We start from the raw sequence: 12,898 nt of genomic DNA, 5'->3' as shown, positions 1-12,898 counted from the left end.
CGGGCAGGTCGAACGGGATGCGCGCGGCCTCGCCGAACATGCAGATCACGTAGATCAGGAACGACGGCAGCAGCAGCACCACGAACCAGGTGTCCGCCTGCGCCTTGACGATCTCCGAGGTGGACAGCGTCCCGGCGAAGATGAACACGGCCACGAACGACAGGCCCATCGCGATCTCGTACGAGACCACCTGCGCCGCCGACCGCAGACCACCCAGCAGCGCGTACGGCGAGCGCGACGACCACCCGGCCAGCACCACGCCGTAGACCGACACCGCCCCCATGGCCAGCATGAACAGCACCGCCACCGGCAGGTCCACCAGCTGCAGCGGCGTCCGCACGCCGAACAGGTCGACCATCGGCGCGAACGGGATGATGGAGAAGGCCAGGAACGCCGGCACCACCATGATCACCGGTGCCAGCAAATAGAGCACCCGGTCCACGGTCCGCGGGAAGATGTCCTCCTTCAGCCCCATCTTCAGGCCGTCGGCCACGGATTGCAGCAGGCCGAACTTACCGGCCCGGTTGGGACCGTAGCGGTGCTGCATCCGCGAGATCAGCTTCCGCTCGAACCAGACGCCGAACAGGATGCCCAGCATCAGGAACAGGAACAGCAGCACGGCCTTGATGATGGTGATCCACACCGGGTCCTTGCCGAAGTCGGCAAGGGTCGGATCGGCCACGAGTGGGTGAATCATGAGGCGCTCCCGATGGTGACGATGTCGCCGGCCACCGCGCGCAGGTCACGCGTGACCGAGCAGCCGCCGGAGTTCGCCGGCACCCAGACCACGCGGTCCGGCAGGTCGGCGACGCGTACTGGCAGCGTCACGGTGTCGTCCGCTGTGCCACCCGCCGTGCCACCCGCTGGGCCGCCGATCACGAGCTTGTCGCCGTCGGCGACGCCGAGCTCGGCCGCCGTGACCTGGGAGACCAGCGCCTCGGCGGCGCGTGCGGTGCCCGCGAGGTAGGGCTCGCCGTCCTGCAGCCTGCCCTCGTCGAGCAGCAGGTGCCAGGTCGCCAGCAGGGCCTGGCCCTGCTCGGGGACCACCTGGGTACGGGTCAGCGCGTTCGGTGCGCTGATCCGGCTGCCGCGCCAGGAGCCCAGGCCGGACAGCTCGCGCCGGGCGGCCTTGGCGTCCGGCAGGCCCAGGTGCACGTCCATCCGGTCGGCCAGGTTGCCGATCACGGCCAGGTCGCTCTGCAGCCCGGGCACCTTGAGCGGCGCCTCGAACGAGCGGCCCCGGCCCTCCCAGTTGACGAACGTGCCGCCCTTCTCCTGGACGGAGGCGACGGGCAGGACCACGTCGGCGCGGTCGGTGACGGCGCTGGCGCGGATCTCCAGGCTGACGATGAACGGCGTGTGCTCAAGCGCCTCCAGCGCCGCCGCCGGGTCGACCAGGTCGTACGGGTCGACCCCGGCCACGACCAGGGCGTCCAGCTCACCGCTCCGCGCCGCCTCCAGGATGCCCGCGGTGTCGCGGCCCGGCGTGGCGGGCAGCGTGGCGACGTTCCAGGCCCTGGCGACCTCGGCCCTGGCGATCTCGTCGTCCACCGGGCGGCCGATCGGCAGCAGGTTGGGCAGCGCGCCCGCTTCGAGCGCCCCGCGCTCACCGGCCCTGCGCGGCACCCAGGCGAGCCTGGCGCCTGCGGCGGCCGTGAGCCGGACGAGGGCGGACAGGGCGCCGGGCACGGTGGCCAGGCGCTCGCCCGCGAGCACGATCGTGCCCGCGGCCAGCGTGCCGACCAGGTCGCCGACGGCGTCGGCCTCGGCGCCGGGCGCGGTGCGGATGAGCGTGCCGCCCATCTTGACCAGCCCGGGAGAGGCGAACGGGGCGATGGCGGTGACCTTGAGGCCCTTCTTCTGCCACGCCTTGCGCAGGCGCAGGAAGACGATGGGCGACTCCTCCTCGGGCTCGAACCCGACGAGCAGCACGGCGGGGGCGTTCTCAAGGTCGGCGTAGCTGACCTCGATGCCCTTGCCAGCCACCGCGTGGGCCAGGAACTGCGCCTCCTCGGCGGAGTGCGGCCTGGCCCGGAAGTCGATGTCGTTGGTGCCCAGGGCGAGCCGGGCGAACTTCGCGTAGGCGTAGGAGTCCTCGACCGTGACCCGGCCGCCGACCAGCACGCCGGCCTTGCCACGGGCCTTGGCCAGCCCCTGCGCGGCCACCATCAGCGCCTCCGGCCACGAGGCGGGCACCAGCACGCCCTCCTCGTTACGCACCAGCGGCGTCTTGAGCCGGTCGGGCTGCGTGGCGTAGGTGAACGCCCAGCGGCCCTTGTCGCAGTTCCACTCCTCGTTGACCTGCGGGTCGTTGCCCGCCAGGCGGCGGGTGACCCGGCCGCGCCGGTGGTCGGTGCGCTGGGCGCAGCCGGCGGCGCAGTGCTCGCACGCGCTCGGCGTGGACACCAGGTCGAACGGGCGGGCCCGGAACCGGTAGGCGGCGCCGGTCAGCGCGCCGACCGGGCAGATCTGCACCGTGTTGCCGGAGAAGTAGGAGTTGAACGGCTTGCCCTCGGCGGTGCGTACCTGCTCCTTGGCGCCGCGCTCGAAGAACTCGATGAGCGGGTCGCCGGCGATCTGGTCGGAGAAGCGGATGCAGCGCGCGCACTGGACGCAGCGCTCGCGGTCGAGCAGCACCTGCGTGGACAGCGGCAGCGGCTTGGGGAAGGTGCGCTTCTGCTCCTGGAACCTGGACTCGCCCTGGCCGTTGGACATCGCCTGGTTCTGCAGCGGGCACTCGCCGCCCTTGTCGCAGACCGGGCAGTCCAGCGGGTGGTTCATCAGCAGCAGCTCCATGGCCCCGCGCTGCGCCTTCTCGGCGACCGGCGAGGTGAGCTGCGTCTGCACCACCATGCCCTCGGCCACCTCGATCGCGCACGACGGCTGCGGCTTGGGGAAGCCGCGGCCGTTGCCCGCGTCCGGGATGTCGACCAGGCACTGGCGGCAGTTGGCCGCCGGGTCGAGCAGCGGGTGGTCGCAGAACCTGGGGATCTGGATGCCCAGCAGCTCGGCGGCTCTGATGATCAAGGTGCCTTTGGGCACGCTGACCTGGAACCCGTCGATGGTCAGGGTCACCAGGTTCGTTTCGGTCTCTACGACTGTCACTGCTCACTCCAGAGAGTGGACTTCTTCGGGTCGAACGGGCACCCGCCGATCTCGAAGTGCTTGAGGTACTCCTCGCGGAAGTACTTCACCGAGGAGTGGATCGGGCTCGTCGCGCCGTCGCCCAGGGCGCAGAACGAGCGGCCCAGGATGTTGTCCGCGATGTCGGTGATCGTGGCCAGGTCCTCCTCGCTGCCCTGGCCCTGCTCCAGGCGCTTGAGCACCTGCTTGAGCCAGTAGGTGCCCTCGCGGCAGGGAGTGCACTTGCCGCAGGACTCGTGGGCGTAGAACTCCGTCCAGCGCAGCACCGTACGGACCACGCAGGTGGTCTCGTCGAAGATCTGCAGCGCCCGGGTGCCGAGCATGGAGCCCTTGGCGCCCACCGCCTCGAAGTCGAGCGGCACGTCGAGGTGCTCGTCGGTGAAGATCGGCGTGGAGGAGCCGCCCGGGGTCCAGAACTTGATCTGGTGCCCGGCGCGGATGCCGCCCGCCATGTCGAGCAGTTCGCGCAGCGTGATGCCGAGCGGGGCCTCGTACTGGCCGGGCCGGGTGACGTGGCCGCTCAGCGAGAAGATGCCGAAGCCCTTGGACTTCTCGGTGCCCATCCCCGCGAACCATTCGGCGCCGTTGCCGATGATCGAGGGAACACTGGCGATCGACTCCACGTTGTTCACCACGGTAGGCGAGGCGTACAGGCCGGCCACGGCGGGGAAGGGGGGCTTGAGGCGAGGTTGACCTCTGAAGCCCTCCAGCGAGTCGAGCAGTGCCGTCTCCTCGCCGCAGATGTAGGCGCCGGCTCCGCTGTGCACCACCAGCTCCAGGTTGTAGCCGGAGCCGAAGATGTCGGTGCCGAGATAGCCCTTCTCGTAGGCCTCGCGCACGGCCGCGTGCAGCCGCCGGATCACGTGCAGCACCTCGCCTCGCACGTAGATGAAGGCGTGGTTGGCGCGGATCGCGTAGGAGGTGATGATGACGCCCTCGACCAGCGAGTGCGGGTTGGCCATCATCAGCGGGATGTCCTTGCAGGTGCCCGGCTCCGACTCGTCGGCGTTGACGACGAGATAGTGCGGCTTGCCGTCGCCCTGCGGGATGAACCCCCACTTCATGCCGGTCGGGAAGCCCGCGCCGCCGCGGCCGCGCAGGCCGGAGTCCTTGACGGCCTGGATGACGGCGTCGGGGTCCATGCCCAGCGCCTTCCTGGCCGCCCCGTAGTCGCCCCCGTAGCCGTCGAGGGTGAAGGAGTTGGCCTGGTCCCAGTTCGCGGTGAGGACCGGAGTGAGTGTGGTCATGCCTCGGGGGCCTTCCATCCGTGGGCCTTGGCCACCTTCAGGCCCTCCAGCGAGGGGCCGGCCGCCGACGGGCCGTCGCCCGCCAGGTCGTCCGGCAGGCCCGCGAGCACGCGCGAGGCCTCCTTGAAGGTGCACAGCTTGCTCGGGCCGCGGGTGGGCCGTACGTCCTTGCCGGTCCGCAGGTCGTCGACGAGCTGCTTGGCCGACTCGGGCGTCTGGTTGTCGAAGAACTCCCAGTTGACCATCATCACGGGGGCGAAGTCGCAGGCCGCGTTGCACTCGATGCGCTCCAGCGAGACCTTGCCGTCCGGGGTCGCCTCGTCGTGACCGACGCCGACGTGCTCCGACAGCTCCTCCCAGATCTGGTCGCCGCCCATGACCGCGCACAGCGCGTTGATGCACACGCCGACGTGATAGTCACCGGCGGGCTTGCGCTTGTACATGGTGTAGAAGGTCACCACGCCCGTGACCTCGGCCTTGCTCAGGCCCAGCATCTCGGCACAGAACTCCTGGCCGTCGTCGGAGACGTAGCCGTCCTCCGACTGCACCAGGTGCAGCAGCGGGAGCAGGGCCGACCGGGGCTTGGGGTAGCGGCCGATGATCTCCTTGGCGTCCTTTTCCAGACGATCCCGGACTTCCGGTGAATATGTCACCGGTCCACACCTCCCATGACGGGGTCGATAGAAGCCACCGCGGCGATCACGTCGGCGACCTGGCCGCCCTCCGCCATCGCGGGGAAGCCCTGCAGGTTGCAGAAAGACGGCTCGCGGAAGTGCACGCGGTACGGGCGCGTGCCGCCGTCGCTGACCACGTGCGCGCCGAGCTCGCCCTTGGGCGACTCGATGCTGGCGTACGCCTGCCCGGCCGGCACCCTGAAGCCCTCGGTCACCAGCTTGAAGTGGTGGATGAGCGCCTCCATCGAGGTGCCCATGATGTGGGCGATGTGGTCGGGCGAGTTGCCGAACCCGTCGGGGCCGAGCGCGAGCTGCGCGGGCCAGCCGATCTTCTTGTCCTCGATCATCACCGGGTCCCCCTTGAGCGGCCCGGCGATGCGGTCCAGGGCCTGCTCGATGATCTTGAGGGACTCCTCCATCTCCCTCATGCGCACGAGATAGCGCGAGTAGACGTCGCAGCCGCGCTCGGTGGCCACGTCGAACTCGTAGGTCTCGTAGCCGCAGTAGGGCTGCGACTTGCGCAGGTCCCACGGCAGCCCGGCGGCGCGCAGGATCGGGCCGGTGATGCCCAGGGCCATGCAGCCGGTCAGGTCCAGGTAGGCCACGTCCTTGGTGCGGCGCACGTAGACCGGGTTCTCGTCGAGGAGCTTGCGGATGTCCTTGATCCGCTTGGGCATCTCCTTGAGGAACTCGCCGACCTTGTCGACCGCGCCCGCGGGCAGGTCGACGCTCACGCCGCCCGGCCTGATGTAGGCGTGGTTCATCCGCAGACCCGTGATGTACTCGAACAGGTCCATGACCATCTCGCGGTCGCGGTAGCCGAACAGGAACGGCGTGGTCGCGCCCAGCTCCATGCCGAACGTGCCCATCGCGACCAGGTGCGAGGAGATGCGGTTGAGCTCCATCATCATCACGCGGATGGCCTGGGCCCGCTCAGGGATCCGGTCCTCGATGCCGAGCAGCTTCTCCACGCCCATGCAGTAGGCGGTCTCGTTGAAGATCGGCGAGAGGTAGTCCATCCGGGTCACGAACGTGGTCCCCTGGGTCCACGTCCGGTATTCCATGTTCTTCTCGATGCCGGTGTGCAGATAGCCGATGACGCCGCGCGCCTCGGTGACCGTCTCACCGTCGAGGGTCAGGACCAGGCGGAGCACGCCGTGCGTGGACGGGTGCTGCGGGCCCATGTTGACGACGAGGCGCTCCTCCTCGGAGGCACGCACACCGGTGACGACCTCGTCCCAGTCGGCGCCGTTGACCGAGTAGACCTTGCCCTCGGTCGCCTCGTCATAAGCGGTGCTCATGAGTAGGACCTCCTCTCGTCGGGCGCGGGGATGGTGGCGCCCCGGTATTCGACCGGGATGCCGCCGAGCGGGTAGTCCTTGCGCTGCGGGTGGCCGTCCCAGTCGTCCGGCATCATGATCCGGGTGAGGCCGGGGTGGCCGTCGTAGACGATCCCGAAGAAGTCGTACGACTCCCGCTCGTGCCAGTCGTGGCCCGGGTAGACGCCGACGGTGGACGGGATGTGCGGATCGGCGTCGGGCGCGCTGGTCTCGACGCGCACCCGCCGGTTGTGGGTGATCGAGCACAGGTGGATGACCGAGTGCAGCTCCTCGCCCACGAGGTGCGGGTAGTGCACGCCGGTCACGCCGAGCGAGAGCTCGAACCGCAGCTCGGGGTCGTCGCGCAGCTTCTGGCACACCTCGACCAGGCGCTCCCGCTTGACGTGCAGGGTCAGCTCCCCGCGGTCCACGACCACCCGGTCGATGGCGTCGTCGAGCGCGAGGGCGTCGACGAGCTCGTCGAAGTAGCCGCCGTACGGGCGGGGAGTCGAGAGCTGGGGCGCCCGGCGGACGACGAGGCCGCCGTAGCCGGAGGTGTCGCCGGTGTCCTGCGCGCCGAACATGCCGCGCCTGGCGACCGGCGGCTCCGGCACCGCGGGCACCGGGACCTGCGGGGTCTCGCCGCTTTCCGGGGCGCCGGGGAGGTTGTCGGGCGAAGTCACTTCGCGGCCCCCTGATCGATCAGTGGCAGCGTGCGCAGCGCCTGCAGTTCGAGGTCCTCGATCTGCTTGGCGCGGTGCGCGCCGAACTTCATGTTCTGGATCTTGTCGTGCAGCTTGACGATCGCGTCGATCAGCATCTCCGGCCGCGGCGGGCAGCCCGGCAGGTAGATGTCGACCGGCACGACGTGGTCGACGCCCTGCACGATCGCGTAGTTGTTGAACATGCCGCCGCTGGAGGCGCACACGCCCATCGAGATGACCCATTTCGGCTCGGCCATCTGGTCGTAGATCTGCCGCAGCACGGGGGCCATCTTCTGGGAGACGCGCCCGGCGACGATCATGAGGTCGGCCTGGCGGGGAGACGCCGAAGCGCGCTCCATGCCGAAGCGCGCCAGGTCGTAGTGGGGGCCACCGGTGGCCATCAGCTCGATGGCGCAGCAGGCGAGGCCGAACGTGGCCGGCCACACGGAGTTCTTTCGCGCCCATCCGGCGGCCGCCTCGACGGTGCTGAGGATGAACCCGCTGGGGAGTTTCTCTTCAAGTCCCATTTCAGTCCCAGTCCAGACCCTTGCGGCGCCACACGTACGCGTAGGCCACGAGCACGGTGATGATGAACAGCAGCATCTCCACGAGCGCGAACAACCCCAGGCCGGGGGAGATCATCTGGCCCGCGTCGTTCGTCTGCGGCGCGAACGAGACCGCCCACGGGTAGAGGAAGATGATCTCGATGTCGAACACGATGAAGAGCATCGCGGTGATCATGTATTTGAGCGGGAACCGTCCGCCACCGACCGGCTGGGGCGTCGGCTCGATGCCGCATTCGTAGGCGTCAAGCTTCGCGCGGTTCCAGCGCTTGGGGCCGGTGAAGGGAGCGATGGCGACCGAGAAGATCGCGAAGCCCCCCGCGAGAACGGCGAGCACCAGGATGGGCACGTAAAGGTCCATCGCTACGCCTCCTCTGGAGTCGCCGCGCGCGAGGGCGCGCAGCCGGATCTGATAGTTCTGAGAATCATGCTGGTGGCGCGACCTTCGAGAGTGCGTTGATGATCATGTCTGACGCGTCGCCTCGCCGGTCGGTGAGATTACCAAGGAGTTTGATGGCAAAGCGCATCAGCCTCGGGTGCGGGAGCCCGTGCCTGGTGCCGAAGCGCATCACACCCGGCTTGCCGATCGCCTCGACGAACCACCTGCCAAGGGTGAAGTAGCCACCGTAGGCCGACTTCAGCACCTGAGGATAGGTCCGCAGGATCCGCTCGCGCTGCGCGGGGGTGGTGTTCCGTAGCCCCTTGGCGATGATCTCGGCGGCGATCTCGCCGGTCTCCATGGCGTAGGCGATGCCCTCGCCGTTGAAGGGGTTGATCGAGCCGCCCGAGTCGCCCACGAGCATCAGTCCGCGGGTGTAGTGAGGCTGCCGGTTGAAGGCCATCGGGAGCGCGGCGCCCCGGATGGGGGCCGTCATGTTCTCCTCGGTGAACTGCCACTCGGCGGGCATGGACTTGCACCAGCGGCGCAGCAGGTCCCGGTAGTCGAGGTTCTTGAACCCGGCGCTGGTGTTGAGCAGTCCGAGGCCCACGTTGGCGGTGCCGTCGCCGACGCCGAAGATCCAGCCGTAGCCGGGCAGCAGCGTGTCGGCGTCCCAGAGCTCCAGCCAGATCTCCAGGTAGTCGTCGTCGTGGCGCGGGCTCTCGAAGTAGGTGCGCACGGCCACGCCCATGGGCCGGTCCTCGCGCTTGTGCAGCCCCATGCCCAGGGCCAGCCGGGTGCTGTTGCCGTCGGCCGCCACCACCACGCGGCTGCGGAGCTCGCGGCCGTCCTTGGTGGTCACGCCGACGATGTGACCGCTGCGGTCGTCGAGGATCGGGCCCGTGACGGTGACGCCCTCCTCCAGCCGTACGCCGTTCTTGACCGCGTTGGCGGCGACGATCTGGTCGAAGTCCTGGCGGGTGCGGACGAGGCCGAAGTCGGGGAACCTCTCCAGCTGCGGCCAGTCGAGGTCGAAGCGCAGGCCGCCGCCGACGACGCGCAGGCCCTTGTTCCTGACCCAGCCCGGCGCGTCGATGTCGACGCCCATGTTGAGCAGCTGCTTGACCGCCCGCGGGGTCAGTCCGTCACCGCAGACCTTCTCGCGGGGGAACCTGGTCTTCTCCAGGAGCAGCACGTCGAGCCCCGACCGGGCGAGGTAATGGGCGGTCGCGGAACCTGCGGGGCCGGCGCCGACGACGATCACGTCGGCGTTCACTGCGCTCATGGTCGCGCCCGCCTCGCCACTCGCCGGCTCGTGGGCCGCTCCCTCGCGGCGAGCTCCTGCGCTTGAACGTTGGCTGTTGGCACCGTCACTGGACTGTCCTGTCCTTCGAAGGCCTCGGGGTGTAGCGCCTTCGTTCCTTTGTGAACCCCTTCACAAACTTGTCGGCCCGCAGTCTACTGCTTTTGCTGTACATAGTGGCAGTCGGGGTGCTGTTCTGTGATCCAAGGGGACGGCGTGTCGCCTGAGGCCTCCCAGTCATGATCGTCACGCTAGCAGCCACTCTCCTGAGGGGTCGTCGGCAGAGTGGACCCCCGGCGCCCGGGCGACCTGAATAGATTTCGGAAAGTGCTCTCTCGCCTCGGGATGACGGAAATAACCGGAGAAAGGGTCCGACTGAAAAGATGGTTTCAGTCCACTTGACACCGAGTCAAGCGGGCTTGAAGCCCCGGTGCATGGCGACGATGCCCATCGAGAGATTGCGCCAGGCGACGCGTTCCCAGCCGGCGTCCTGAATGGTGCGCGCGAGCGCCCGCTGGTCCGGCCAGTCCCTGATCGACTCGGCCAGGTATTCGTAGGAGTCGTCGTTGGAGCCGAACACCTTGGCCACCTTCGGCAGCAGCCGCATCAGGTATTCGCGGTAGACCAGGTCGAAGGCGCCGAACGTGACGTGCGAGAACTCCAGGATCACCAGCCGTCCGCCCGGCCTGGTCACGCGGAGCATCTCGCGCAGCGCCCGCTCGGTGTCATGCACGTTGCGCAGCGCGACCGAGATCGTCACCGCGTCGAACACCCCGTCGGCGAACGGCAACCGCAGCGCGTCACCCGCGACGAACGGCACGCCGCCGCCGGTCAGCCCGTTGCCGCCGTGCCGGCGCACGCCGGTGCGCAGCATGCCGAGGGAGAAGTCGGAGGCGATCGCCCGCGCGCCCAGGGTGGTGAACGCGTCGGTGGACGTGCCGGTCCCGGCGCCCAGGTCGAGGACGAGCTCGCCGGGACCGGCGTCGACGGCGGCGGCCACCGCCTTGCGCCAGAGCCTGACCTGTCCAAGGGAGACCACGTCGTTGACGAGGTCGTAGCGCCGGGCGGTGCGATCGAACATCGCGGCGACCTCGTCCGGCTGTTTGTCCAACTGAGCGCGCGTCATGCCCCACACCTTATGGGAGGGGCGATCCAGCAGGATGTGGGACCAGCTCTATCAGGACAATCAACGGAAAGTAGCCGCGAGATTACCGAACGTCTGCTAACAATTGGCAAATGCTTGCCCGTGCCGCCCTTGCGGCGATCATCGCTTCGGCCCCGACCGCGCATCCTGGCGTGGTCTCGGCCGACCCGGTCGACACCACCCCGCACGTCCTCGACGGCATCGTCAACGCCATCGCCGTCGTCGGCGGCACCGCCGTCGTGGGCGGTTCGTTCAGCGAGGTGAGCGACGCCGCCCGCACCACCGTCTACCCGCGCGCCAATCTGTTCGCCTTCGACCTGGCCACCGGCCGCGTCCTGCCGGACTTCGCGCCGAACGTGGCAGGCCCGGTGTACGGCCTGGCCGCGGGCGACCACGGCACCGTCTACGTGGGCGGCGAGTTCATCGGGATCGACAACCGGCGCTCCCGCTCCCTGGCCAGGCTCAGCCTCTCCGACGGCTCGCTCGTGCCCGGCTTCACCTCGCGCATCGGCGGCGGCATGGTGACCACGCTGGCCCGCGAGGGCTCCCGGCTCTACGTCGGGGGCGACTTCCTCAGCCCGCGCACGGCGCTGGCCAGGCTCGACGCGAACACCGGCGCCGCCGACCCGGGCTTCGCCATCAAGCCGGACGACCCGCTGACCTCCGGCGTCAAGGTCCACGCGCTGGACGTCTCGGGCGGCCGGCTGGTGGTGGACGGCTCGTTCACCACGCTCGACGGCCATTCCCGGCCCCAGCTCGGGCTGATCGACGTCAGCGGGCGCACCGCCAAGGTCGCCCCCTGGCGCACGGAGGCGTACGCCCGCCGGTGCGCGGACGCGTTCCCCTCCTACGTACGCGGCCTGGACTTCGCCCCCGACGGCAGCTATTTCGCGGTCGTCACCACGGGAGGCGCCAGGGGCGGGATGTGCGACACGGCCGCCAGGTTCGAGACGTACGCCAAGGGCACGAACATCAGGCCCACCTGGGTCAACAGCACCGGCGGCGACTCGCTCTACGCGGTCTCGGCGACGGGCGCGGCGGTCTATGTCGGCGGGCACCAGCGCTGGCTGGACAACCCGCGGGGGCGCGACTCGCCCGGCCCGGGAGCCGTGTCACGCCCGGGCATCGGCGCCATTCATCCGCGTACGGGAAAGGCGCTGACCTGGAATCCCACCAGAGAGCGCGGCATCGGAGTCAAGGCTTTTTCGGCGAACAGCAGCGGACTACTTGTCGGTAGTGACACGACGAGACTCGGACGGGAGTACCATGCCCGGATTGGCATGTTCCCCCTGCGCTAGTCGTCGTGTGGCTTGTGCCGGTCGATCCTGCGGCTGATGCGTTCGCTGACGGCGTCGCGCTGCCTGGACAGCAGCACGTAGCTGGCTATGCCGCTGATCAAGAAAGCAGCCAGGAACGACCACAGCGGATTTGTCACGTTAAGTAGTGACAGTCCCAGGTACGAGACAAGCAGGGCCACGAGGAACAGGCCGATCCGCGACGCGGTGTAAACGAGTACGGGATGCACAGGTTCGAGGTTACTCGGACCCGCGCAGCGGTCGCTCTTCGCATCGGACGCGAGCACTGCTACTGTTCCCAGTCAGGGAGTTTCGTAAAGAAACACCCACGAGAGCCCCAAAGAGGCTCTATCATATAACAATCGGGCAGTCAGCTGATAACAACCCGTGATCTTTGTAGAAAACCACGGATAAATCAGGCTTCGCTCGACACACTGGTTACCTGTCCGCCCGCTGGCAGGAAGCGGGATGCGAGGGGGAGAGATTGGTGGAGAGTAGCAGCGAGCGTCTGCTGACCCCAGGAGAGGTTGCCGCCCTCTTCCGGGTAGACCCAAAGACGGTTACGCGCTGGGCTGCGGCAGGCCGCATCAGCAGTATCCGCACCCCCGGAGGGCACCGGCGCTTCCGCGAGTCGGAAGTCCACGCCCTTCTCCGAGGCGAGGACGTTCTTACGGCCGACAGGCCAGCAGGGGAGTCCCCGCGCGTCTGACGTTCCGTCTAGCCGGTGATCCTGAACTGACAGGATCACCGCTGGCGGAACCCAGTGTTCGCGTGCTTCCCGGCCACACTTCCGTACGGTGAGCACGGGGCGGCGCCATCCGCCGACCGTGGCTGGCGCCTGTCCGTTCGATCAGGCGTCCCGCTCGTCCCGCCGTGGATCAGGCGTCTTCCTGCTCCGCCTTGAAGGCCAGGAACTCGCGCTCCAGATCGTCGTTCCCCTCTTCCCAGCGCCTGCGGCGTTCGGCGACCTCCTCCTCCGTCAGCGACTCCGGCAGCCACTGTGCGTAATCCGGATCGTCCGGCTGCACTTCCACGTACGCGTTTCCCATCAGGCGCCCGTCTTCGCTGGTCAGGCTCTGCGGCACGCGCAGGGTCCCGTCAGCGAGCCGGATGACGTACATGGTGG

Annotated in this window: 14 protein-coding genes; 2 read left to right on the top strand and 12 right to left on the bottom strand. The window is 68.8% G+C overall.

Features of this window, described 5'->3' with window-relative positions; genetic code table 11:
• From BLS95_RS42390 to BLS95_RS42345, 10 genes are all read right to left on the bottom strand, one after another.
• The coding region (locus BLS95_RS42390; RefSeq protein WP_176993666.1) for a complex I subunit 1/NuoH family protein at positions 1-697 on the bottom strand (697 nt) is incomplete at its 3' end.
• A complete protein-coding gene (locus BLS95_RS42385) occupies positions 694-3,105 on the bottom strand; it encodes an NADH-quinone oxidoreductase subunit G (protein WP_090945247.1) in 2,412 nt (803 codons plus the stop codon). The genes BLS95_RS42385 and BLS95_RS42390, both read right to left, overlap by 4 nt.
• Positions 3,102-4,391, bottom strand: a complete 1,290-nt coding sequence (nuoF, locus tag BLS95_RS42380) for an NADH-quinone oxidoreductase subunit NuoF (protein WP_090945246.1) — start codon at positions 4,389-4,391, stop codon at positions 3,102-3,104. Before nuoF ends, BLS95_RS42385 begins: the two co-directional genes overlap by 4 nt.
• Positions 4,388-5,044 carry an NADH-quinone oxidoreductase subunit NuoE gene (gene nuoE / locus BLS95_RS42375; protein ID WP_090945245.1) on the bottom strand — a complete coding sequence of 219 codons (657 nt, stop codon included), beginning with the start codon at positions 5,042-5,044 and terminating at the stop codon, positions 4,388-4,390. Before nuoE ends, nuoF begins: the two co-directional genes overlap by 4 nt.
• Complete coding sequence (locus BLS95_RS42370) at positions 5,041-6,366, bottom strand: NADH-quinone oxidoreductase subunit D (protein ID WP_090945244.1); 1,326 nt, start codon at positions 6,364-6,366, stop codon at positions 5,041-5,043. The genes nuoE and BLS95_RS42370 overlap by 4 nt, the downstream gene beginning before the upstream one ends.
• Positions 6,363-7,067: an NADH-quinone oxidoreductase subunit C gene (locus BLS95_RS42365; RefSeq protein ID WP_090945243.1), complete on the bottom strand. Its 705-nt coding sequence runs from the start codon at positions 7,065-7,067 to the stop codon at positions 6,363-6,365. The genes BLS95_RS42370 and BLS95_RS42365 overlap by 4 nt, the downstream gene beginning before the upstream one ends.
• Entirely contained in the window at positions 7,064-7,615 is a 552-nt protein-coding gene (locus tag BLS95_RS42360) for a NuoB/complex I 20 kDa subunit family protein (protein ID WP_090945242.1), read from the bottom strand. The genes BLS95_RS42365 and BLS95_RS42360 overlap by 4 nt, the downstream gene beginning before the upstream one ends.
• 1 nt (position 7,616) lies before the next feature.
• A complete protein-coding gene (locus BLS95_RS42355) occupies positions 7,617-8,012 on the bottom strand; it encodes an NADH-quinone oxidoreductase subunit A (protein WP_090945241.1) in 396 nt (131 codons plus the stop codon).
• Positions 8,013-8,076: 64 nt separating this feature from the next.
• Positions 8,077-9,315 carry a geranylgeranyl reductase family protein gene (locus BLS95_RS42350; RefSeq protein WP_090945240.1) on the bottom strand — a complete coding sequence of 413 codons (1,239 nt, stop codon included), beginning with the start codon at positions 9,313-9,315 and terminating at the stop codon, positions 8,077-8,079.
• A gap of 427 nt (positions 9,316-9,742) precedes the next feature.
• Positions 9,743-10,459, bottom strand: coding sequence for a demethylmenaquinone methyltransferase (locus tag BLS95_RS42345; protein ID WP_090945239.1), 717 nt, complete (start codon positions 10,457-10,459; stop codon positions 9,743-9,745).
• Between the two features lie 110 nt (positions 10,460-10,569).
• Here BLS95_RS42345 and BLS95_RS42340 point away from each other — a divergent pair, with 110 nt between their 5' ends.
• Positions 10,570-11,775: a hypothetical protein gene (locus BLS95_RS42340; RefSeq protein WP_143044100.1), complete on the top strand. Its 1,206-nt coding sequence runs from the start codon at positions 10,570-10,572 to the stop codon at positions 11,773-11,775.
• Here BLS95_RS42340 and BLS95_RS42335 read toward each other — a convergent pair.
• The gene (locus BLS95_RS42335) at positions 11,772-12,002 is read right to left on the bottom strand and encodes a DUF4229 domain-containing protein (RefSeq protein ID WP_090945237.1); all 231 of its coding nucleotides are present in this window, start codon (positions 12,000-12,002) and stop codon (positions 11,772-11,774) included. The two genes, BLS95_RS42340 and BLS95_RS42335, sit on opposite strands and share 4 nt — an antisense overlap.
• Positions 12,003-12,259: 257 nt before the next feature.
• Between BLS95_RS42335 and BLS95_RS42330 the strand changes: the two genes are divergently transcribed.
• On the top strand, positions 12,260-12,481 hold the full coding sequence (locus tag BLS95_RS42330) for a BldC family transcriptional regulator (protein ID WP_026214226.1): 222 nt from the start codon (positions 12,260-12,262) through the stop codon (positions 12,479-12,481).
• Positions 12,482-12,650: 169 nt separating this feature from the next.
• Here the strand turns inward: BLS95_RS42330 and BLS95_RS42325 are convergent, their stop codons facing one another.
• On the bottom strand, positions 12,651-12,893 hold the full coding sequence (locus BLS95_RS42325; protein WP_090945236.1) for a hypothetical protein: 243 nt from the start codon (positions 12,891-12,893) through the stop codon (positions 12,651-12,653).
• Positions 12,894-12,898: the final 5 nt, after the last annotated feature.

It is taken from the genome of Nonomuraea jiangxiensis (genome assembly GCF_900099965.1).
Lineage (GTDB): Bacteria > Actinomycetota > Actinomycetes > Streptosporangiales > Streptosporangiaceae > Nonomuraea > Nonomuraea jiangxiensis.
Note: the sequence above shows the minus strand (reverse complement) of the source record. Positions and strands in the feature narration are given on the sequence as shown.